The organism is Bacillus sp. FSL R7-0166, assembly GCF_038008935.1.
GTDB lineage: Bacteria > Bacillota > Bacilli > Bacillales > Bacillaceae > Bacillus > Bacillus altitudinis.
On sequence record NZ_JBBPAC010000001.1, the window covers coordinates 187,357 to 209,577 of the forward strand.

22 protein-coding genes are annotated in these 22,221 nt (G+C 41.1%); all 22 read left to right on the forward strand.

Annotated elements, in window-relative coordinates; all coding sequences use genetic code 11:
• Nucleotides 1-82: 82 nt before the first annotated feature.
• Complete coding sequence (gene cdaA, locus NST01_RS01080) at nucleotides 83-904, forward strand: diadenylate cyclase CdaA (protein WP_008344027.1); 822 nt, start codon at nucleotides 83-85, stop codon at nucleotides 902-904.
• The gene (locus NST01_RS01085) at nucleotides 897-2,303 is read left to right on the forward strand and encodes a CdaR family protein (protein WP_035390676.1); all 1,407 of its coding nucleotides are present in this window, start codon (nucleotides 897-899) and stop codon (nucleotides 2,301-2,303) included. The genes cdaA and NST01_RS01085 overlap by 8 nt, the downstream gene beginning before the upstream one ends.
• Before the next feature lie 25 nt (nucleotides 2,304-2,328).
• A complete protein-coding gene (gene glmM / locus NST01_RS01090) occupies nucleotides 2,329-3,675 on the forward strand; it encodes a phosphoglucosamine mutase (protein ID WP_007498543.1) in 1,347 nt (448 codons plus the stop codon).
• A 579-nt stretch (nucleotides 3,676-4,254) separates the two neighbouring features.
• On the forward strand, nucleotides 4,255-6,057 hold the full coding sequence (gene glmS / locus NST01_RS01095) for a glutamine--fructose-6-phosphate transaminase (isomerizing) (RefSeq protein ID WP_046527275.1): 1,803 nt from the start codon (nucleotides 4,255-4,257) through the stop codon (nucleotides 6,055-6,057).
• 116 nt (nucleotides 6,058-6,173) lie between these two features.
• Nucleotides 6,174-6,974, forward strand: coding sequence for a hypothetical protein (locus NST01_RS01100; protein ID WP_017366477.1), 801 nt, complete (start codon nucleotides 6,174-6,176; stop codon nucleotides 6,972-6,974).
• A gap of 530 nt (nucleotides 6,975-7,504) precedes the next feature.
• Nucleotides 7,505-7,861, forward strand: coding sequence for a DUF2200 domain-containing protein (locus tag NST01_RS01105; protein ID WP_026050037.1), 357 nt, complete (start codon nucleotides 7,505-7,507; stop codon nucleotides 7,859-7,861).
• Between the two features lie 160 nt (nucleotides 7,862-8,021).
• The gene (locus NST01_RS01110; protein ID WP_003217265.1) at nucleotides 8,022-8,213 is read left to right on the forward strand and encodes a PLD nuclease N-terminal domain-containing protein; all 192 of its coding nucleotides are present in this window, start codon (nucleotides 8,022-8,024) and stop codon (nucleotides 8,211-8,213) included.
• Nucleotides 8,214-8,227: 14 nt separating this feature from the next.
• Nucleotides 8,228-9,145, forward strand: a complete 918-nt coding sequence (locus tag NST01_RS01115; RefSeq protein ID WP_217816263.1) for an ABC transporter ATP-binding protein — start codon at nucleotides 8,228-8,230, stop codon at nucleotides 9,143-9,145.
• Entirely contained in the window at nucleotides 9,142-9,906 is a 765-nt protein-coding gene (locus NST01_RS01120) for an ABC transporter permease (RefSeq protein ID WP_129548047.1), read from the forward strand. Before NST01_RS01115 ends, NST01_RS01120 begins: the two co-directional genes overlap by 4 nt.
• A gap of 155 nt (nucleotides 9,907-10,061) precedes the next feature.
• Nucleotides 10,062-10,781: an ABC transporter ATP-binding protein gene (locus NST01_RS01125; protein ID WP_341041332.1), complete on the forward strand. Its 720-nt coding sequence runs from the start codon at nucleotides 10,062-10,064 to the stop codon at nucleotides 10,779-10,781.
• Nucleotides 10,750-13,215 carry an FtsX-like permease family protein gene (locus NST01_RS01130; protein ID WP_341041334.1) on the forward strand — a complete coding sequence of 822 codons (2,466 nt, stop codon included), beginning with the start codon at nucleotides 10,750-10,752 and terminating at the stop codon, nucleotides 13,213-13,215. Before NST01_RS01125 ends, NST01_RS01130 begins: the two co-directional genes overlap by 32 nt.
• 5 nt (nucleotides 13,216-13,220) lie before the next feature.
• Complete coding sequence (locus NST01_RS01135; protein WP_007498534.1) at nucleotides 13,221-13,733, forward strand: PadR family transcriptional regulator; 513 nt, start codon at nucleotides 13,221-13,223, stop codon at nucleotides 13,731-13,733.
• A gap of 125 nt (nucleotides 13,734-13,858) precedes the next feature.
• A complete protein-coding gene (locus tag NST01_RS01140) occupies nucleotides 13,859-14,257 on the forward strand; it encodes a RidA family protein (RefSeq protein WP_017366483.1) in 399 nt (132 codons plus the stop codon).
• Between the two features lie 251 nt (nucleotides 14,258-14,508).
• Complete coding sequence (gene skfA / locus NST01_RS01145) at nucleotides 14,509-14,676, forward strand: sporulation killing factor (protein WP_017366484.1); 168 nt, start codon at nucleotides 14,509-14,511, stop codon at nucleotides 14,674-14,676.
• Between the two features lie 64 nt (nucleotides 14,677-14,740).
• Nucleotides 14,741-15,976 carry a sporulation killing factor system radical SAM maturase gene (skfB, locus tag NST01_RS01150; RefSeq protein WP_008343919.1) on the forward strand — a complete coding sequence of 412 codons (1,236 nt, stop codon included), beginning with the start codon at nucleotides 14,741-14,743 and terminating at the stop codon, nucleotides 15,974-15,976.
• Nucleotides 15,969-17,459, forward strand: coding sequence for a CPBP family intramembrane glutamic endopeptidase (locus NST01_RS01155; protein WP_017366485.1), 1,491 nt, complete (start codon nucleotides 15,969-15,971; stop codon nucleotides 17,457-17,459). Before skfB ends, NST01_RS01155 begins: the two co-directional genes overlap by 8 nt.
• A 17-nt stretch (nucleotides 17,460-17,476) precedes the next feature.
• The gene (locus NST01_RS01160) at nucleotides 17,477-18,199 is read left to right on the forward strand and encodes an ABC transporter ATP-binding protein (protein ID WP_008343917.1); all 723 of its coding nucleotides are present in this window, start codon (nucleotides 17,477-17,479) and stop codon (nucleotides 18,197-18,199) included.
• Entirely contained in the window at nucleotides 18,192-19,613 is a 1,422-nt protein-coding gene (gene skfF, locus NST01_RS01165) for a sporulation killing factor system integral membrane protein (protein ID WP_017366486.1), read from the forward strand. Before NST01_RS01160 ends, skfF begins: the two co-directional genes overlap by 8 nt.
• An 18-nt stretch (nucleotides 19,614-19,631) precedes the next feature.
• A complete protein-coding gene (locus NST01_RS01170; protein ID WP_341041339.1) occupies nucleotides 19,632-20,147 on the forward strand; it encodes a HEAT repeat domain-containing protein in 516 nt (171 codons plus the stop codon).
• On the forward strand, nucleotides 20,147-20,566 hold the full coding sequence (locus NST01_RS01175) for a TlpA family protein disulfide reductase (protein WP_017366487.1): 420 nt from the start codon (nucleotides 20,147-20,149) through the stop codon (nucleotides 20,564-20,566). Before NST01_RS01170 ends, NST01_RS01175 begins: the two co-directional genes overlap by 1 nt.
• Before the next feature lie 23 nt (nucleotides 20,567-20,589).
• Entirely contained in the window at nucleotides 20,590-20,781 is a 192-nt protein-coding gene (locus tag NST01_RS01180; RefSeq protein WP_017366488.1) for a hypothetical protein, read from the forward strand.
• A gap of 152 nt (nucleotides 20,782-20,933) precedes the next feature.
• Complete coding sequence (locus NST01_RS01185; protein ID WP_341041341.1) at nucleotides 20,934-22,061, forward strand: DUF418 domain-containing protein; 1,128 nt, start codon at nucleotides 20,934-20,936, stop codon at nucleotides 22,059-22,061.
• Nucleotides 22,062-22,221 lie beyond the last annotated feature (160 nt).

The window sequence follows — 22,221 nt, forward strand, 5'->3', positions numbered from 1 at the left end:
CGCTATGTACTTACACATAGGCTCTTTTTTTATAAAAAATGAATCGAACGAAGAATAACTGAAAATTCTGGAGGACGAGGAAATGGCTTTAGGGGATATTCCTTTTTTGCAGTACCTCGGTAATGCTGTTGATATTCTCGTTGTTTGGTATGTGATATATAAATTAATGATGGTCATCCGCGGAACAAAAGCTGTTCAGCTTTTAAAGGGAATTGTCGTCATTGTTCTCGTCAGGATGGGAAGTGCGTATCTCGGTCTTAACACACTTCAATGGCTGATGGATCAAGCGATTACGTGGGGGTTCCTTGCGATCATTATTATTTTTCAGCCAGAGCTAAGGAGAGCGCTTGAGCAGCTTGGGCGCGGCCGTTTCTTCTCTAGAAGCGGAACACCTGTAGAGGAACAGCAGCAGAAAACGATCGAGGCAATTACAAAAGCAATTAACTATATGGCAAAACGAAGAATAGGCGCGCTGTTAACGATTGAGCGCGATACTGGAATGAATGATTACATAGAGACCGGAATTCCTTTAAATGCAAAGGTCAGTTCTGAGCTGCTGATTAATATCTTCATTCCGAATACACCGCTTCATGACGGCGCTGTGATTATGAAGCGTGATGAGATTGCAGCTGCAGCGTGTTATTTACCGCTGTCTGAAAGTCCTTTTATCTCTAAGGAGCTCGGTACACGTCACCGCGCGGCAGTTGGTATTAGTGAAGTAACGGACAGTTTAACCGTTATTGTCTCCGAGGAGACAGGCGGCATTAGTGTCGCAAGAAATGGTGATCTCCATCGAGAATTGACAGAAGAAGCGCTTGAAGAAATGCTGATTGCTGAGTTTAGTAAGAACAGCAAAGATGCTTCCTCGACCAAATGGTATTGGAGGGGCAAGAAAAATGGATAAGATTTTGAATAATCGCTGGGCCGTTAAGTTTCTTGCATTGGTCTTCGCTTTATTGCTGTATGGTGCAGTCAATTCAGCGCAAGCGCCCACGCCGAAAAAAATCGGTGAATCCTTTTTCCCAACATCGACAACAGACGAAGCAACCTTAACGGACATTCCTGTTAAAGCATATTATGACGACGAAAAGTATGTAGTCACTGGTGTGCCGCAGACAGTCAATGTCACGATTAAAGGATCAACTAGTGCTGTGAAAACAGCAAGACAAACGAAAAATTTTGAAATTTACGCAGATATGCAAAACCTGACGACAGGTACACATAAAGTCGAATTGAAGGCAAGAGATGTATCGAAAGGAATCACGTTAACGATTAATCCGTCTGTGACGACTGTGACGATACAAGAAAAAACGACAGCTGAATTCCCTGTTGAAACGGAATTTTATAATCAAAATAAAATCAAAGACGGCTATTCACCAGAGCAGCCTATTGTGAATCCGAAAAATGTCACGGTTACTGGCTCAAAAGACGTGATCGACAAAATTTCTGTCATTAAAGCATTTGTGAACTTAGAGGATGTCGATCAGCAAATTGAGAAAGAAGCGAAGCTCACTGTGTATGATAGCAGTGGGAATGAGCTACCAGTCGAAGTGAGTCCGTCTGTGGTAGATATTACGGTCCCGATTACGAGTCCAAGCAAGAAAGTTCCGTTTAAGATTGAGCGGACGGGCAGCTTGCCAGATGGGATTAGTATCTCAAGCATCGAGACAAGCCCAAGTGAGGTGACAGTCTACGGTTCTCAAAAGGTGCTGGATGCACTTGATTTTATTGACGGCGTTCAGCTGGACCTAAGCAAGATTAAAGATGATACAGAGATTGATGCCGACATTCCACTGCCAGATGGTGTGAAAAAGGTATCGCCTGAAACTGTTAAAATCAAAGTGAAGGTTGCAACAGCTGAAGAAAAAAAGATCGATAATGTCCCAATTTCTGTCGTGGGTCTGAGCAAGGATCTTAGCTCTGCATTTGTGAGTCCGTCTTCTGGGCGTCTCACACTAACAGCAAAAGGATCAAAGAGTGCAATTGATAAACTAAAGGCTTCAGATATTGAAGCCTATATCAATGTCGGGGACTTAAACGAAGGAACACATGAGGTCAAAGTACAAGTGAATGGCCCTCAAAATGTGACATGGACATTATCTAGATCGAAGGTCAAAGTGAAACTGACTTCTACTGATACAGAAGATCAGCCGGCTTCTACGAATGATCGGAAAGATCAATCATCCGATGATGATCAGGAAGAGAAGAGTCAAAAGGAATCAACACAAGATAAAGCAAAAAAAGAATCGAGTCAAAGACAGCGGGTCAAAGAAGATAATAAAGAGGACGCAGCGTCCTCTTGAATGGTAAAAAAGGAGCGATTGAAACATGGGCAAGTACTTTGGAACTGATGGTGTAAGGGGTGTGGCTAATAGCGAATTAACGCCAGAGCTCGCATTTAAAATTGGGAGATTTGGCGGCTATGTGCTCACGAAGGATAAAGAACGTCCAAAGGTACTCGTTGGACGAGACACGCGTGTATCTGGTCATATGTTAGAAGGAGCACTCGTAGCAGGCTTACTTTCAATTGGTGCTGAAGTCATGCGTTTAGGTGTGATCTCAACACCTGGTGTGTCTTATTTAACGAAGGCAATGGATGCAGAAGCAGGTGTCATGATTTCAGCTTCGCATAACCCAGTTCAAGACAACGGAATTAAATTTTTCGGTGGTGATGGTTTTAAACTGTCAGATGAACAGGAAAATGAAATTGAGCAGCTAATGGATCAGCCAGTTGATGAATTGCCACGTCCAGTGGGAGCCGATCTTGGAACCGTGAATGACTACTTTGAAGGCGGTCAGAAGTACTTGCAATTCTTGAAGCAGACAGCGGACGAGGATTTCACAGGCATTCACGTAGCGCTTGATTGTGCACATGGTGCAACATCTTCTCTTGCAACACATTTATTTGCAGATTTAGATGCAGATGTGTCAACAATGGGAACATCACCAAACGGATTGAATATCAACGATGGCGTAGGTTCTACTCATCCAGAGGCACTTTCTGCTTTTGTGAAAGAAAAAGGAGCCGATATTGGTCTTGCGTTTGATGGCGACGGCGACCGCTTAATTGCAGTCGATGAAAAAGGTGATATTGTAGACGGCGATCAAATTATGTACATATGCGCACGTTATCTAAAGGGTGAAGGCCGATTGAAGGATGACACGGTCGTGTCAACGGTCATGAGTAACCTTGGTTTCTATAAAGCGCTTGAGAAGCAAGGCATTAAGAGCATTCAAACCGCTGTTGGTGACCGCTATGTGGTCGAGGCGATGAAAAAGGATGGCTATAATGTCGGAGGCGAGCAGTCAGGCCACTTGATTTTCCTTGATTACAATACGACAGGTGATGGTATGCTTTCTGCGATCATGCTGGTGAATACACTAAAAGCAACAGGAAAAACATTATCAGAGCTTGCAGCTGAAATGGAGAAATTCCCGCAGCTTCTAGTGAATGTGAAGGTATCTGATAAGTATAAAGTGGAAGAAAATGAAAAAGTAAAAGCTGTGATCCAAGAGGTTGAAAAAGAGATGAACGGTGACGGACGCATCCTTGTTCGTCCATCAGGAACAGAGCCGCTTGTACGTGTCATGGCAGAGGCGAAAACAAAAGAGCTGTGTGATGAATACGTGGCTCGCATTACGGCTGTTGTCAAAGAAGAAATGGGTATAGAGTAATTGATCAAAGCAAATCGCAAAGTAGCGGTTTGCTTTTTTTTCGAATAAACGTCATAAGAGGAAAGTTCTATACGAATCATATAATCGAGGGCAATTTGCTGCTTGCTTTCATACATAAGAGAGCACATCAAAGGTAGAACGTGACAAGCCTCATCGCATATAGTGTAGGGAGGTCTCACTTTCTCACATGAAAGGGATCACCCGCTAAATTGTGATTGACGGAGGTCAGACCTTATAGTACAATCATCCTTGTGTTACTGGATTTTTATTCTAGCAGGAAAGGCAGGGTAGATGTTCAGCCACTCTTATAATTATAGCGCCCGAACTAAGCGATCGAACGAGACAGATGCTTAGTTGACGAGGATGGAGGTTATCGAATTTTTCGGCGGATGCCTCCCGGCTGATCAAATATAGAGATCACAGCCGTAAGTGTTTCTTTAAAGCAAAGAGGTGACTCTTTGTACAAAGGGAATACACATGATCTCCCAAAATAAACATGTAGAGAGGGACGAAGAAATGTCCCTTCTATTTTAGTAGGCTTTCTTTGTCCCTTTCACATGATCGGGAGGAAGAATATTTATGTGTGGAATCGTAGGTTATATTGGTCAGAATGATGCGAAGGAAATCTTATTAAAAGGTTTAGAGAAGCTTGAGTACCGTGGGTATGACTCAGCAGGTATCGCTGTGGCAAACGAAGATGGCGTGCATGTGTTCAAAGAAAAAGGACGTATCGCTGAACTTCGTGAAGTTGTTGATGCAAACGTGGCATCTTCAGCAGGAATTGGACATACACGCTGGGCAACACACGGTGTACCAAGCCATCTAAATGCGCATCCGCATCAAAGTGCTTCTGGCCGTTTTACGCTTGTTCATAACGGTGTCATCGAGAACTATGTACAATTGACACGCGAATATTTACAAGACGTCACACTAAAAAGCGACACAGATACAGAGGTTGTTGTTCAAGTCATCGAACAATTTGTGAACAGAGGTCTTGATACAGAGGAAGCTTTCCGTCAAACGCTTCTTCAACTAAAAGGCTCTTACGCAATTGCCCTTTTCGATAACGAAAACAAAGAAACAATCTATGTGGCGAAAAACAAAAGCCCATTATTGGTTGGTTTCGGCGAAGATTTCAACGTTGTGGCTTCTGACGCAATGGCGATGCTTCAAGTAACAAACGAATATGCGGAATTAATGGATAAAGAAATGGTCATTGTCACAAAAGACGAGGTCATCATTAAAAACCTTGACGGTGATATTATGACACGTCCTTCTTATATCGCTGAGCTTGATGCAAGCGACATTGAGAAAGGCACATATCCTCACTACATGTTAAAAGAAACGGATGAACAGCCGCTAGTGATGCGCAAAATCATCCAAGAATATCAAGACGCAAACGGCAAGCTGTCAGTCGCTGGCGATATCGCAAGCGCAGTAGCAGACGCAGACCGCATTTACATCGTGGCTTGCGGAACGAGCTACCATGCTGGACTTGTTGGTAAACAATACATTGAAGACTGGGCGAAAGTACCTGTAGAAGTCCATGTAGCAAGTGAATTCTCTTACAACATGCCGCTTCTATCGAAAAAACCGTTGTTCATCTTCCTTTCTCAATCTGGAGAGACTGCGGACAGCCGTGCTGTACTTGTTCAAGTCAAAGAGCTTGGTCATAAAGCATTAACGATCACAAACGTACCAGGATCTACGCTTTCCCGTGAAGCAGACTTCACATTGCTTCTTCATGCAGGACCAGAAATCGCAGTGGCTTCAACAAAAGCTTACACAGCACAAATCGCTGTTCTTGCGATCCTTGCATCCGTTGCAGCTGAATTAAATGGTCAATCTCTTGACTTTGATCTTGTGAAAGAGCTTGGGATTGTAGCAAACGCAATGGAAGCCCTAGTCGATCAAAAGGATGAAATGGAACAAATCGCTCGTGACTTCTTCACAGTGACACGTAACGCATTCTTTATCGGAAGAGGACTTGATTACTATGTGTGCCTTGAAGGTTCACTAAAATTAAAAGAGATCTCTTACATCCAAGCAGAAGGCTTTGCTGGCGGAGAACTCAAACACGGCACCATTGCTTTAATTGAAGAAGGCACACCGGTCATTGCCCTTGCAACACAAGAGCACGTAAACCTCAGCATTCGCGGTAACGTCAAAGAAGTCGTTGCACGTGGCGCAAACCCATGTGTCATCTCACTAAAAGGCCTAGAAGACGAAGGCGACCGTTTCGTCCTTCCAGCTGTACACCCAGCACTTGCACCACTTGCATCTGTTGTTCCATTACAGCTAATCGCTTACTACGCAGCCCTTCACCGTGGGTGTGATGTGGATAAACCACGTAACCTTGCGAAGAGTGTGACAGTGGAGTAGGTTTCAATAAAATCGGAGTTCGAATAGTAAAGTTGTTTAAATATGGAATTTTGGCACCCGTTCGCTTATAATTAAAATAAGAGAGCGGGTGTTTTTTTTATTTTAGGAGGAAAATAATGGTTAATACTAGACAAAGATTGAATAAGAGAAGAAAAACTTTAAATGAAATTCAAAATCTAGTTAATAATGCTGCTAACTTACTAATAATACATTATTCTTGCGAAAGTTTTTATCATATTAAAGACGGACGCACTCCTAGAATAACGTCAATTGCAGTTCGTTATTTTCATACAGGTCAAACAGAAACTTTTTCTATTCATAAAGTAGCTGAAAAAAAAGGATTTTTAGCAGAAATTGAAGCGAGGTATGACGAGTTAGAAAAGGTAATGTTAACTGAATTTTATAAGTTCATAAAAACTCATCTGAATTACAATTGGGTTCATTGGAACATGAGAGATATTAATTATGGCTTTCAAGCTATAGATCATAGATTTAGTGTATTGGGTGGTAAGCCAATTTCAATACCAGATTCTCAAAAGTTTGATTTAGCAAGAAAACTAGTTGATATTTATGCAGATTATGCCGATCATCCGAGGTTAGAAAAATTAATAGATTTAAACAATATAACTAAAAAAGATTTTTTAACGGGCGCAGAAGAAGCGAAAGCTTTTGAAGAATTAAAGTATGTTGAGTTACATCGTTCAACGCTTAGGAAAGTAGATATTTTTCATGCCATACTTGAAAGAGTTATTGATAAGAGTTTGAAAACTAAAAGTAAATGGCATCATATTTATGGATTTACACCACAAGGAATATTCGAGTCTATAAAAGATCATTGGATATTTGCGCTAATTTCTATAGGAGTAGGTGCAGCGTTATCAGCAGTATTTGGTATTGTGTTTCTAGAATTTTTGTAAAGGTAGGTAATCTACATGAAAAACGTCAAACAGTGGAACTAAAAACAAAAATCTCTAGTTGTATTAAAAAAGTTGAGGGCAAGGTGAACTTGCTCTTTACAAGTCCTTGTTAACAATTCAAGATGCACTTTCTCGAGGACGTGTGCATCGTTTCGGTGTTTGAAAGCATCGAGTGAACACATTTATTTTCGTATTTAATAAGAAATTTTCAACTAGTATTTCAGTAGAAAGTATTAATAAACGACATTAAGCTTTCAAAAAAGATGAAGGAAATAAAAAGGTATATATGATTGTTTATAGATAGAGCATAAAAGGACTTGTAAATTTTATGACTGTGAACAGCGTAGGTTAAGAAATTTAGGTAGAACGTCTATTTTAGAGCTTTAAAAAGAGCTAATCATGCTATCTCCTTCAAATGTTTAATACTGAGACTGCACCAAAATAAAAGGAATAGACATTTTATATAGTGGGAGTAGAAACTTTTGAAGACCTGGCAATATCAATATGTAACGAAAGAAGAGAGCAGATACATGACCAAACCTAAAATCTACACAATGAGCTTCGCAAAAGTCTATCCTCTCTATATCGCAAAGGCAGAGAGAAAGGGTCGAACGAAGGCTGAGGTTGATACGATTATTTGTTGGTTAACGGGGTACAGTCCAGAAGAGCTACAGGAACAGATAGATAAACAGATAGACATTGAAACCTTCTTTGCTGAGGCTCCTGAGCTTCATCCTTCCCGCAGTTTAATCAAAGGAGTCATCTGTGGTGTACGGGTAGAGGACATTGAGGAAGAAACGATGAAAAATATTCGGTATCTAGATAAGTTGATTGATGAGTTAGCCAAGGGAAAGAAAATGGAAAAGATTTTGCGAGATTCGTCATGATCATTACAAGCAAGCCCAGTGAATAACCTTCACTGGGCTTTTTTATATTTATAGACCATTCGACCAATAAAAATAAAATCCATTTGAACGAATTCTCTCTTCATGTCGTCAAAAGAAGTAATATCAAAACAAATTGACGTTTGAAAAGGGAGTGGCGTGTATGGATATGAAGATGATTTTACCTCTTATTTTGCTACAAGCGATTTTAATGGTGATTGGTTTGTTTGATTTGTTGAAAAGAGATCCGTCGAGAATCAGGGGAGAGGTGAAGTGGGTTTGGGCTTTGGTGATTGTGTTTGTGGCGAGTGCCGGTCCTATTGCGTATTTCATTTTTGGTCGTAAACAATCTTAGTAGGGGGGATTCGCTTGAATATCTTGGAGTGTTACGGGCTGACGAAATCGTATGGACGGCATGAAGTGTTAAAAGATGTCTCGTTTTCTGTTGGGGAGGTTGGATGTGTTGGCTTTTTAGGAGCCAATGGAGCGGGAAAGACAACGACGATCCGGATTTTGACGGGGCTTGCTCGTCCTACGTCTGGCATTGTGAAGGTGGCAGGTTTTGATGTCACAAAGGACATGGATCAAATCAGTCAGGTGATTGGGTACTGTCCTCAGCATCCTGCATTTTATCAAGATATGACGGGGCAGGAGTGGATGCATTGGGTTGGCGGGTTATTTCATTTAGAGAAAAACATCATTCGTTCCAAAACAGAGGAGCTGTTGAAGCTTTGCCGTGTGTATGAGGCGAAGGATCGCGTTATTGGCAGCTATAGTGGAGGCATGAAGCAGAGGCTTGCCATTGCACAGGCGCTGATCAATAGCCCACAGGTTCTGATCCTAGATGAGCCTGTGTCGGCACTTGATCCCATGGGGAGAAAAGACGTCCTGACTTTGATTGAGCGTCTAAAGCATGAGATGCTGATCTTTATGTCGACCCATATTTTAGATGACATTGAACGTGTGGCCGATCATATTATCATGATCAACAGCGGCAAAATTGAAATGTCCTCTTCGATGAAACAGATCAAAGAAGACTATATCCAGCCCGTGATTGAATTTCAATTAGAACAACAGAATACGAAACTAGTGGCTTTGTTAAAGGAGCGGGATTGGGTGGAGGAATGCATGGAGACAGGAGACGCTTATCAGGTGCGAGTCAACGATCAACAAGCGGCATTGAAGGAGCTGCCGGGTCTCATCACTGAAACTGGTGGTGTTCTTCTCCAATATCGACTATCTAAGCTAACGCTTGAAGATATTTTCATGAAGGTTGTGACGGCATGATGATGTTGAAAAAGGAATTTAGGGAGTTATTCACTAGTTATAAAATCTTATTTGTGCCGATCATTTTTACGATTTTAATGATTACACAGCCTATTACGCTCAAAATGCTGCCGGATCTTTTATCGAATTCGGCTAATTTACCTGAAGGGTCTACATTTTATATACCAGAGCCTAGTGCTGGAGAGGCTTTAGCCAGTGCTTTGAGTAAATTTGATTCGCTTGGCGTGTTTATCCTCATTATGATCGTGATGGGGACAATTGCTGGAGAGCGTGCCTCTGGGGTGACGGCGATGATTATGGTGAAACCGATCAGTCGAATGAGTTATTATGCCTCAAAAATATGTGCCTATGCCTGTTTAACTTTGTTTAGTTTGGTAGTGGCGGTGCTTGCTTCCGTTTATTATGTGGACATCCAATTTGGGCATGTAGATTGGGGCAATGTGTTAAAAGGAACGCTTTTGTATTATCCAAACCTACTGCTCATTGTGGTGTCGACCATTTGTGCATCGGCGTTCTTTAAGCGCTCAGTGACTGCGGGCGGCGTTTCCCTTTTGCTCAACCTCATCCTGTTTACCGTTCCTTCGTTTTATGAGGATATATTAGGGAAGTTTGCACCTAAAGGCGTCACAAGTGCGGCTGAGGAGATGATTCATAGAGGGACTTATTCGGATCAGGCACTTACAAGCTTTCTAGGTGTATCGGTATTGATTGGTTTCTTTTTTCTCATCGGATGGTTTCTTTTTAGAAAACAAGAATTATAGCATGGTGTACCCTTTGGATATGAAAATCTAAAGGGTTTTTTATGTATTTAGTAAGTAATAAATAAGATGTGAATACATATTATCATGATTTAAATGTTGAAATAATATATACTTAGTATATAATTACTCCGTAAAGGGATGGGAGGAGTTTGCAGATGATTCAGATCAAGAATGTGAAGAAGGAATTTTTTCAAGGTCAAGAGCGGACTGAAGTGTTGAGGGGCGTTGATTTGACGGTAGAAGAAGGGGAGTTTGTAGCGGTGATGGGACCGAGTGGTTCTGGAAAAAGTACATTACTTCAGCTGTTAGGCGGGCTTGATCTGCCTACTGATGGAGAGATTTTGATAGATGAGCATCAGTTGAGTGAGATGAATGAGAAAGAGAGAACGATTTTTCGCCGAAAACAGATTGGGTTTGTGTTTCAAAATTATCAGCTGCTGCCTACATTAACTGTCGAAGAAAATGTGGCGTTTCCGCTGCATGCAGATGGACGTTTAACAAAGGAGAATCAACAGACGGTTGTAGAGCTGTTAGAGGCTGTTGGCTTGAATGGACTTGGACGGAAACGGGCTAGTTTGCTGAGCGGCGGGCAGCAGCAGCGTATAGCGATTGCAAGAGCTCTAGTCAATCAGCCGTCAGTGCTGTTAGCAGATGAGCCGACAGGGAACTTGGACCGGCATAGAGCGGAGGATATTTTGGCGTTAATGTGCAAGTTCAATCGAGAAAGCAAGCAGACGATTATCATGGTGACGCATGATATTTTCGCAGCAGGATTTGCGGATCGAATCATCCTTTTTAAAGACGGTGTCATTGATCAAGTGATCTCTAGAAAGGATGATGATTATGCTCAGTATGTGGCGAATTTCATGGCGTAACATGATTCAGCATAAAAAGCGGTTCGTCATTTCTGTCTTAGGCATCATGGTGGGGATTGCTTTTGTCACGTCGATGCTCATTGCCGATCGAACGACAAATGATGTGTTTCATTACTATGAGCAAATGTATGTCGCTGATGCAGATTATTGGGTGTTGAGTGATGATCATACGTATGATGAGGAACAGATCTCCTCCATTTTAAAGCATCCTGATGTGACAGGATCATTATTAGCGCTGGATAAACAGACGTTTTTTGATGTAGAAGGTGATCACTCTCTTAACCAACGGGCGGTACGAATTACCGGAGTACAAGATCAAACGAGCTCTTTACTGAAGCTGCCTGTGATTGAAGGGCGTTTGGATAATCAGGGGTTGGTCATACCAGATGTTGTGGCGAAGCTGCTGAATAAAAAAGTGGGAGATACCATTCGTTTTTCTGATTTGGGCGAAGCGAAGGTATCTGCCATTGTGGAATATACACAGCTGCTTTCAAGTCCGAGTGACTGGGAGGGTGCAGAATCATCGAGTTTTCGTGTGATGGCGCCGCTTGATTTATTGAGAGAATGGACGGGACTCGATCATCAGCTTTCTTATATGAGATTTCAGACGAATGATGGCGGAGAGCAGCTCTTTCAATCTTTACAGAAAGAGTTCAAGGATGCCGATGTTTTTGTCCAGCCTGTGGTGGCGGATGACCGGCAAAGTAATGACATTGGCGGGTTGTACACGTTCTTTTACCTCATCGCAGGGCTGTCGATGTTTATGAGCGGTTTTATCGTGTTTAATATGATTTATACGAGTGTGATGGAACGGAAAAAGGAATTTGCGATTATGAAGAGCTTTGGTTATACGCAGGGCTCTGTTTCTAAGCTGATGTTGATTGAGGTTTTGATCTTGGCATGTATTGGAACAGCCATTGGGGTGCCGATTGGCGTTTGGCTTGGAGATGTGTTCATGCAAACACTGCTTGGTGTGTTCGCTTTTGATATGGTGTATTCGTTAGATTGGCAAGTGCCTGTTGTAATTTCCGTGATCATTGGTATTGTGTTCCCTGTGCTGTTTTCGTTATTTCCGATCTATCATGCAGGGAAAACGTCTGTGCTGCTGACTTTAAAATCCACTACCCAAACTTCTACACCGAAAAAACAATCGGTCATTAGAGCGGTGATAGGGATAGGCTTGCTTTCATTTGTATGGGTGGATCATCCAGCTGCTTATCTTGGCATTTTAGCCAGCATGGTTCTGTTATTCCCATTTTTTCTGCTCTTTTTGAACCGGTTGTTGGCGCCTCTTTTGAAGTTTATCTTTGGTTACCCGGGCCATCTATCCTCGCAGCATGTCACGCAGCAACTGAATCGAAATGCCAATACGGCGGCGATTCTAGCTGTTGGGATTGCTGTGATCTTGCTTTTAAGTGCGGTCATTGAATCGGCTCCAGACGGCTACGAAAAAGAGATTCGTCAAACGTACGGCGGTGATCTCAGGGTTACTTCTGAAGCGTCATGGACGAAAGCGGATCAAGAAAAGCTGTCATCCTATGAGGCTGTTGAACGGGTGGAACCGATGATGGAAGCGGCTCCTTTGACATGGGAAACGGCTGATGGAGAGAAAAGACAATTTTCTCTGATCGGCGTAGAGGAAAAGGGACCGTCTTTTATAGAAGGTGACAATAAAGGCGATTTGTATCAACGATTATCAGAAACGCCTTCTATCGTGTTAGGAGAGCGTGCGTTTGATGAATGGGGTGGGCGTATTGGAGAGAGTGTGTATCTCAATGCACCTTCTGGCCGGCAACAGTTACAAGTCATTGATGTGGTCAAAACTTCTCATCATTCTGGTTATGTGGCATTTGTCGATCAGACATTTTTACAAGACGATTTAGGGTGGGCGCAGCCCCTTGATATCCTGCTTACGTTAAAAGACAAAGGTGCCGGTGAGTCTTTACGAGATCAGCTATGGGAAGACTTTGGACATCGGCTTTCAAAGGTGAAAACAGTAGAGGATGAGATTAAATCAACGACATCGGCTTTCACTGGTATGAACGAGTTAATTTCTATGATGCTCATTTTCATTATGGGGCTCGCGAGCATTGGAACAGCCAATACACTGCTGATGAATACGCTTGAACGTACATCTGAGATTGGCACCATGCGGGCGCTGGGGCTGACAAAGCAGCAGGTGAGAAAAATGATCGTCGGAGAAGGTGTGCTCATTGGGTTAACAGGTGTGATTGGCGGCATTTTATTTGGTGTGATTCTTCTATATATTTCAAGCCAATCTGATTGGCTGGGTGGATTTGTTTCATTCCAATTGCCGTTTGTGCATCTATTGCTGGCAGTGATCGCAGGAATTGCACTCAGTTTAGCGGCTTCGTGGATTTCTAGTGCGACAGCGAGTAAAATAGAGATGATATCATCTCTCAAAGAAGGTTAAATCATATGTCAGTGAAATACGGAATTTTAACATCGCTCTGTCAGCAGCAACATCATGGATATGAATTAAAGCTAGAGCTGGAGTCATTGCTCGGAATAAAAGGAAAAATCAACCCGGGTCAAATCTACACGACGCTTGATCGGTTAATTCGTGATCAATTGGTGACAGCAGTGGGAATAGATGACCAAGATCGAAAGTTGTACGACGTGACGGAAGAAGGTAGACAAGAGCTGGAATCATGGCTGTTGGCACCTGTTCCATATCATGCTGCAAAGGATGATTTTCACTTTAAATGGGGCTGTGCACGGAAAATCAGATTTCATCAAGAAAAAGAAATGCTTCAGCAGCAGAAAGCCGTCATCATGAAAGATGTGATGGAACTCACGAAGCTGAAAACGGAATGTCTTGTGCAAGGTGATGAGAGTCGGTACTTATTGATTTCTGGCACGCTGCTTCATTTAGAGGCGGATTTGAATTGGATTCATCAAATTGAGCATCGGAGCGGGTCATCATTTTAGAGAGGTCTTTCTTTTGAAGAAAGGTCTTTTTTTGGCTTCGTTCGGAGCATACGCAGATAGGATGGGAAGAAAGTTTGGTATGATAGTTATAAATTGATTGTATTTTCAGAAAAGGGGTTTGATCAATGAAAACATCACGTAATCCTGAGACCATTCATGCGCCAGTTGCACCGTACATCCATCAAATAGAGACAACAGGGCCGCAGCGGTGGTTAACCTTATCAGGGCAAGTGGGGATGGAAGTCGATGGGACCATCCCAGCGAGCCCGATGGAACAGCTCGAGCTAGCGTTAGAGAATGTAAAACGCAATGTAGAAGCGGCAGATATGAAAGTGGAAGATATAACGAAGCTTGTGTTTTATTTGGTAGGTGAGTTTGATGCTGAGAGTAGAAAACGAATCATGGGTCAGTTTTTAGGAGATCACCTGCCTTGTATGACGATGATTTATGTGGTGGCTTTGGCTTCACCTGCTTTAAAGGTCGAGGTGGATGTATGGGCTTGTCGGGATATGGACTTGGTTTAATGATTATCTTGATGAGGTAGATAATGAAAAATTTTTGCATATGGGAAGTATGGGCTAAAAGATTGGATTTTCATATCCAATCTTTTTTATATTTAGTTCTCTCTAATTTATTGATATAAAAACCTTTTAAGTATATTTTTAGAATATTTTACACAATTCCCCTTACTTCGACATTTTTCATATGGTAATATCAGGGTGCATAGCTATTGGGTCTATTGACACTATGCAAATTTTGAGAGGAGGTTTTACTTATGACAAGAAACCAAAAAGAATGGGAATCTGTGAGTAAAAAAAGCCTTAAGCGTCCAGGTGGTACTTCAATTGTTAAGGCGGCTGGATGTATGGGGTGCTGGGCCTCAAAAAGTATTGCAATGACACGAGTTTGTGCACTGCCACATCCTGCAATGAGAGCTATTTAATGAATAACATAGGGAGTTAAGCATATATTGCTAGCTCCTTATTCTATAAAAGGGGTGTCTATTTATGTCAAGTAATCAACTAGCAGAATACGATTTACCTGAACTAGCGATTCATTTGCAGCCTCATGGCGCAGTTATGATAGATAGAAAATCAATGTATTATTTTAGATTGAGTGGAAGAGGGGCTCAGCTTGCATTTTTATTATCTAAGAATAAAGACGTGAGCAAAACTGCTCGTATCTGGGAAATCGTTAAAAAGGAAGAGCTAACAGCTGATCAGTTGCGTGAAGAATTGAGTGCCCATCCTTTTACAGAAGCTTGGACACAAGGGTTATTGAATCAACCTATTCAATTTACAGGATCTTTACAGTCCTATTTGCCAATTAGCTGTACTCTCCAATTAACAAACGCTTGTAACTTAGGTTGTTCCTTTTGTTATGCTAGTTCCGGTAAGCCCTATCCTGAAGAATTAACATGTTCCCAGTGGATTAATGTGATGCAAAAACTAGCTGCGCAAGGTGTGGCTGATGTCACTTTAACAGGGGGCGAAGCCAAACTCATAAAAGGTTTCAAAGAAATTGTGATGGTTGCGAGTTCATTATTTACGAACGTAAACGTTTTTAGCAATGGCTTAAACTGGAGACAAGAAGAAGTGGAATTACTCAGTCATCTAGGAAATGTATCTGTACAAATTAGTATTGACGGTACGAGCGACACTCACAATTCCTTAAGGGGAAGGAAAGGTGCTTTTCAGGAAAGTATGGAAACCATCCAGCGGTTAACAGAAGTGAATGTTCCTGTAATTGTTGCAATGACCATCAATGAAATGAACGCTGATCAAGTAGCAGAGGTTGTTGATCATTGTGCAAAAGCAAATGCCTCCATTTTCCGTGCTGGTAAGACATTATCCGTAGGACGTGCTACAAAGAATTTTAAAGCGCTAGAAACTTCGTTTGAGCAGCGTGTTCAAAGCCAGTTACAGCAGGCACGTTCTAAGTGGGGACACCATTTGAATATAATTGATTGGGAGCATGAAGAGAGTTCTTTTACAACTGATTTTTGTACACCGGGTTATTTGGCTTGGTATATAAGGGCAGACGGTTATGTGACACCTTGTCAATTAGAGGATATTCCTTTAGGTCACATTCTAACGGATTCTTTTTCTGATATTGGTTCACCAACACGTCTATTGAAATTGAAATGTGAAGCGAAAAACTGTAAATGTATAGGGAAAGTTGAACTATCTGAGCCAGATCTCCCCTTTGAAAATGAAATGAGAGCAGGCATCGCTCATGAATAGTATGACTTTTATTTTGTGGTCAGGTCTTGGAGTGATAGGGCTCTTCCTGTTTGCGAAGTATAGAGTTTCAACAATAGAATCAAACCTTTTAGATAAAATTGAGGCAAGAAAAGTTGGTATCGATTTTATTAGAGAGTTTGTGGGCATAGACGTGGAAGCTTGGGAGGTATATTCAGTCTATTGGTATGATCATGAAACAGTGAATAAGTTACATCATTTAGGTTTACTTAAAAAAAATCGACATATACTTCATGAAATGGGATTGGTTGAGTCTTGGCGTGTTCGTTTTGTTCACCAAAACCAATCATTCGTGATAGGAGTAAACGCTAAACGGGAAGTGACCTTTTTTTATGCAGATGTAAGGCAAACTTCATTATCTAAAAAAGACGGTCAGATTTCACTAGAAGGTTTAAAAGATCAATTGACTTGTTCTTCAAAGGGGTTATGGGCTAAGACAAAACCAACTGGTTCTGGTTCAAAAGAAGAGGATTTTCGTGAAATTAAAACATATTGGTATCTTGCTGAAAAGGAAGATATCCGACTTAAGGTAACAGTTGAAATGCAATCTGGTGTGATCACTTATATAGGCACAGATACAGAGATTTTAACGGATCGGATGAATAAAGTAATAAGAGATGAACAAGTTGAGTCTACTTTTGGTCTCTCAGGTATGTTAGGATCAGCTGCTGCGATGATCATGGCTATATTAGTTTTAGTTTTAATGAATGTTCAAATTCACCTCACATTAAGTCTTATGCTGGGTTTCATGATTGTACTAGTGCAATCTCTGACAATTAAGGAGGATATACAGTTAACGATAGTAAATGCTTACGATGCTAGGATGAGTGTTCAAACTGTTAAATTACTTGGTATACTCTCTACTTTGTTTGCAGGATTATTGACAGGATTTGTAGTATTTATATGTTCATTGGCAGGAGGCGCTCTTGCGAATGAATTAGAAATGAAATTTTTAGATGAAATCGTTGGACAAACTTTTATTGGTCTTAGCGCTGGGTTAATTAGTCTAGGCATCACATCACTGGTCTTTTACCTGTTAGAGAGAATGAATAAATTACGTATTTCTCCGGAACTATCAAATAGAAGTATGTTTTTATCTGGATTTACTTTAAGACAAGGGCTTAATATGAGTCTGCAAAGTTCTATAGGGGAAGAAGTAATATACCGACTCTTAATGATTTCTCTTATATTTTGGTTTAGTGGGAATGCGATATTGTCCATTTTAATATCATCTTTTTTATGGGCAATTATGCATCAGGTCACTGGGTATGATCCAAGATGGATTCGCTGGGCGCATCTTTTTGTTTTTGGATGTTTTCTTGGTTTTCTTTTTATGCATTATGGATTTATTTGTGTACTGGCGGCACATTTTATTCACAATTTTGTGCTCGTTTGTATGCCCTTATGGCAATTTAAACTTCAAAGATATCTACATACCAAAAAGACTCAGCATACATCACTCTAATAAAAGGGAGAGATTTGATGCCATTCATGGAGGTTCAGAATGTAAGCAAACGATATAGCAATGGTGATGGGATAGAGGGTCTTTCATTTTCCGTTGAAGCAGGGGAGGTTGTGGCGCTGCTTGGGCCTAATGGTGCGGGGAAGACGACAACCATTCGATGTTTAACAGGTCTCTATCAACCTGATCAAGGGGAAATACTCATAGAGGGATTTCCTCCTGGTCATTCCCATGTCCAAAAACAAGTAGCTCTTATTCCAGATCAGCCATATTTGTACCCAGATTTAACGGTTGCTGAACATGTTCAATTCCGTGCAAGAGGCTATCATAAAGGTTTAAAACAGATCAAAGAAAAGGTATTTGAGGCGTTGAAAGAAGTACATATCGAAATGAAGATGAACGAATTGTGCGGAAGGCTTTCAAGAGGTCAAAAACAGCGTGTCGTCTTAGCAGGGGCCATTGTGCAAGATGCCTCCCTTTTTATTTTAGATGAGCCGACTGTTGGGTTAGACATTCCTTCAAAACAATGGCTGTCAGATTGGCTGATACAGAAGAGCCTTCAAGGTGGTTCGGTTCTTGTGTCCACTCATAGTCTAGAGTTTGTTCTTGATACGGCTAGTAGGGTGATATTGATTCGAGACGGTGCCATCATGAAAAGTATCGCTGTTCCTAAGCGGCAGGAAGAACAAATGAAGTGGCGGGCAGAAGTCATTCAACTTCTAGGGGAGTGGTCTAGTGAATAACACGCTTTCCCTTTTATGGATGAAATCCCAAAGGCGCTTGATCAGTAAAAATCAAGAAAAGAAAATGCCCTTTTTGATCTTGCTGCTTATGATTGCTGCCATTGGTTTTCAGCTGAGCGCAGTCTCAAGTATGGGCGATTGGAATGCGAGTACAGCTGGATGGTTCATTGTCGTTTTATTTGTTCTTTATACTGGCTTTGGCTTGTTTTCGAATCGATTGCCTAGTCAGATGAACGATATCATGTGGTTGTATGGAAGTGGTGCTTCCTTATGGACGGTTGTGATGAGTGTATGGGTATATCACATTTTTTGGCGATGTGCTCTTCTCATTGTTTCTGCTGTGATGGCTGATATCCTCCTTCTTTGTTTAACGAAGCAGTACTTTTTTCTACTTGGTAAATCACTCCTGTTAACAGCGCTGTTATGTATGATCGAAACATGGATGATTGCGGTATCTTGTGCAAGAACCATTCAAGTATATAAGCGAGTGCTCTTCATTGGTTTTATACTGATGTTTGGTTGTCTTTCATTGCTTATTATGAATCAATTGATATTGAAACAGTCGTCAATGATGGAGATATCTGCTTCTTTGATGTATCAAGTCGGACGCATGATAGTGGAGTTTTCATTCATTTCTGTATTGATATTACTTGGAATGATGATTTTATCTTTCATGATGATGTACAGGTCGAGTCATCGTATAGAGATGATGGAGTCGTTAGTCAAAGAGGCGGCATTTTGGGAGGAATTTGAGGGGAAACAGGTTCATGCAAATCCAATAAGTCCAAAGAAAAGCAAGACGTGGTGGGGGCTTTCAACATTAACGGGCATCTGGGCTTTCCTTTGGCTAGAAATATTGATGATCAAAAAGTATGCTGCCTTCCATCTGTTATCTACCATGCTGTTGATCGGTACTTATTATGTCGTCAGTTCTTATTTTTCAAATTGGTTGACTCTATTCTTTCTGGTCATTGGTGCATCTGTCCTGCTCAGTTCATATTACGCGGGGATTGTAAGACACGGGCAAACGGGAATGCTGTATCTTTTTCCGGGTGCTTTATATCAAAAAATTCTTCTATTGGAAGTGTTTCAAACCTTTTGGTTGTATGGTGTCTACTTGGTTTCTCTTATCTTGTTAGAGATTCATGATGTATTGTATTGGGCCATTTATGGGGTAGGGGTTTATATTTGGTTTTTGACCATTCGGCTCTTTGCCTTTACGCAGCCTTTGAGACGAGAAGCGAGTCTTTCTTTGGGCATCTATTATCGATCATTGCTCATCGGATCTGTCATAAGTGCTGCAGTCATCATTGGGATTCATCTGTTCACTAATGGCTGGTTTACAACGATGACATGTGTATTTGCTGGATGTGTATGTTATGTGATGTGTTATCGATGCCGTGGGACTCATTAAAAAGAGGAGTTGATTGTCATGAAACCAGAAGATAAGCTATCCCAATCGGTTCAACGTTTAGTCAATACGAATGAAGTAACAATCGTTCAAGCCATGGGAGAATTAAGGAAATCAGGAAAAGAGGCAGTGCCAGTGCTTGTTGAAGCCTTAAAAGAAGAGGGTTCTTTGCGGAATATTGCAGCAGCGGTTCTTGGTGAATTTGGAGCAGATGCAGGGGATGCAGCAGAAGCTCTTGCTAAACTGTTAGAAAGTGAAGAAGAGGAGACAAGAATGGCGGCTGCGATCTCACTCATGAGAATTGGTCAGCCTAGTTTGCCATTTCTTCTGTCTTTGGCAAAGCGTTATGAGGGTCCTTCTTGTTTTTGGGCATCGTGGTGTATCTCTTGGATTGACCCATCAAAAATCGAAAAAAATATGTACGAGTGCCTAAAACAGGAACAAGAGAATCCATCAGGAAATGTGGCCCCTTTTGCCGCAGAAGAGGCACTAGGAAAAATCATCGCTTTTCAATTAAAAGAAAAGGGGGATGAGTAGTGGAAACGCAAATACTTAAATGGCCTGAGCACCTTCCTTGGATTCATTCTTCACATCAGCGGTGTTTACCTGAAGGGCATACTCAGCTTCTTTATTTTTGGTCAGTTAACTGTCCGCATTGTGAAGAATTAACCGACCACATTCTACATAGTGTGGATCAGTTGAGTATCCATTTAACCTGTGTCCATGTTCCATATACGGAAGAAGAAAAATCGATAGAGGTTGTTTCGAAATATGCGGAGGAAAAGAATCTCATTGCTCCCATTGTTTTGGATCAAGATTATGAGATTGTCACAAAATATAAAATTCAAGGATTGCCAAGTTTTTGCCTCATAGATAAAGAGGGACAATTAATTGATCGGAAAATGGGAGATACCGGCTGGGAAAAGATATTAAAAAAACTAGAAAAACGATCATAATTAGAGTTATGGAGGAGAGCGTTTTGTTTCAATCAAACCAAGAATTAAAAAAAACGGTGGTCTTTTATGCAGGTGTGGGAGCTGTTTTGCTGATTCTCATGATGTTGACATGGCTGCCGGTTTCTGCAGACTGGGAGTTGCCGTTGATTTTGTTTGGATTGGGGATTTTGTTTTATGTGAAGCGTGTGCTTTGGAAGGATGAAAAGAGTCATTAATCATAAGTAGGTTACCTAGAATATAAATTCTAGGTTTTTTTATTAAATTTACCTTAAAACATGATTTTTCACATGGGGATGAGATCCAATTTTTTAAAAGTGTGGTAGGATAAATATGCTTTATTTTTATATTTTCCGAAGGAGCTGTCGTGTTGAAGGGATCTAGGGTTGAGTTTATTGATAGTTTACGTGGTTTTAGTTTATTAGGTATTTTGATAGTGAATATGCTTAATTTTCAATATGATTATGATTTTGAGAAGATGTTTGATCCGAGCATATGGGGACAGGAATTTGGGGTATATGTGACGGAGATCTTGTTCCAGGGGTCATTTTATCCGATTTTCTCCTTTTTGTTTGGGTATTCTTTTATCAAACTGATTGAATCTACAAAGGCCAAGGGGCTGAATACGAATGCCATCGTCGTTCGCCGCGGCTTTGGTCTTATTGTGCTTGGGATGCTGCATTACATATTCATTTGGAATGGTGATATTCTCTTATATTATGGAGCATGTACGTTTTTCTTGATGATGTTTTTAAGCAGCCGGATCAAAACAATGCTGATTTGGTCAGGTGTGTTAGGTGCTTTGTCATTAGTGGTTTTACCATATCTGATGACCTTTGTTTATGGAAATGATGATTTGTTAACTGATGTGTATGCGAAGGGTGCATACGGTGAGATTTTATTGAGCCGGGTGACGATTGAAGACGATATGATGATTGTGACCATTATTATGGCGATCGTGACCATTACGTTGATGCCGATCTTAGGTTTTCTATTCGGTACGATCATGGTGGGGCCATTTGCACTGCTTGGCATGTCCATCGGGAAAAAAGGTCATCTGACAGAAGAAGATCGAGGGATGGCGTATCGTAAAGGCTGGATCTGGATGATTTTGATCGGGCTCGCGCTAAAATGTGCGACGTTCAGTGATGCTCCTTGGAGTGAAATGGTGTTGACGTTAGGAGCCTATGTCCTGACGATCGGTTATATTCAAGCTTTTATTGTCTTCTACTATTCAAAGGCTGCACAGGGGTTGAAACGTCTGCTTGCAGGACTGGGCCGATTGTCTTTATCAAACTATTTAGCACAATCTATTATTTGTACAACGATTTTCTATTCTTACGGACTTGGGTTATTCGGACAAATGGGCTCAATGTTTGGACTGCTACTTGCTGTTGGACTTTACACAGCACAGCTCTTCATCAGCTATCTCTATTTGAAAAAATGGAGAAGAGGGCCTTTGGAATGGCTTATGGGAAAATGGGTATATTGGAGATAAGTTGATTTGTTGAGGAACCGCATGGCTGAAGAGCTGTGCGGTTTTTTAGTTGGATCGCATTCAAAAAAGTTCATAAAAGGAGTTGAATATTTTCTCAATGTGTATATAATGTATATATAGTGTATATACAATATTTCATTGCGAATACCAGTACAGAAAA

Coding starts and splice junctions, on each gene's coding strand:
- NST01_RS01120 (WP_129548047.1), top strand. CDS start 9,142: ATGATGATGTTGAAAAAGGAATTTAGGGAGTTATTCACTAGTTATAAA.
- glmM (WP_007498543.1), top strand. CDS start 2,329: ATGGGCAAGTACTTTGGAACTGATGGTGTAAGGGGTGTGGCTAATAGC.
- skfA (WP_017366484.1), top strand. CDS start 14,509: ATGACAAGAAACCAAAAAGAATGGGAATCTGTGAGTAAAAAAAGCCTT.
- NST01_RS01125 (WP_341041332.1), top strand. CDS start 10,062: ATGATTCAGATCAAGAATGTGAAGAAGGAATTTTTTCAAGGTCAAGAG.
- glmS (WP_046527275.1), top strand. CDS start 4,255: ATGTGTGGAATCGTAGGTTATATTGGTCAGAATGATGCGAAGGAAATC.
- NST01_RS01105 (WP_026050037.1), top strand. CDS start 7,505: ATGACCAAACCTAAAATCTACACAATGAGCTTCGCAAAAGTCTATCCT.
- NST01_RS01085 (WP_035390676.1), top strand. CDS start 897: ATGGATAAGATTTTGAATAATCGCTGGGCCGTTAAGTTTCTTGCATTG.
- NST01_RS01155 (WP_017366485.1), top strand. CDS start 15,969: ATGAATAGTATGACTTTTATTTTGTGGTCAGGTCTTGGAGTGATAGGG.
- skfB (WP_008343919.1), top strand. CDS start 14,741: ATGTCAAGTAATCAACTAGCAGAATACGATTTACCTGAACTAGCGATT.
- NST01_RS01110 (WP_003217265.1), top strand. CDS start 8,022: ATGGATATGAAGATGATTTTACCTCTTATTTTGCTACAAGCGATTTTA.
- cdaA (WP_008344027.1), top strand. CDS start 83: ATGGCTTTAGGGGATATTCCTTTTTTGCAGTACCTCGGTAATGCTGTT.
- NST01_RS01100 (WP_017366477.1), top strand. CDS start 6,174: ATGGTTAATACTAGACAAAGATTGAATAAGAGAAGAAAAACTTTAAAT.
- NST01_RS01170 (WP_341041339.1), top strand. CDS start 19,632: ATGAAACCAGAAGATAAGCTATCCCAATCGGTTCAACGTTTAGTCAAT.
- NST01_RS01140 (WP_017366483.1), top strand. CDS start 13,859: ATGAAAACATCACGTAATCCTGAGACCATTCATGCGCCAGTTGCACCG.
- NST01_RS01160 (WP_008343917.1), top strand. CDS start 17,477: ATGCCATTCATGGAGGTTCAGAATGTAAGCAAACGATATAGCAATGGT.
- NST01_RS01135 (WP_007498534.1), top strand. CDS start 13,221: ATGTCAGTGAAATACGGAATTTTAACATCGCTCTGTCAGCAGCAACAT.
- NST01_RS01130 (WP_341041334.1), top strand. CDS start 10,750: ATGCTCAGTATGTGGCGAATTTCATGGCGTAACATGATTCAGCATAAA.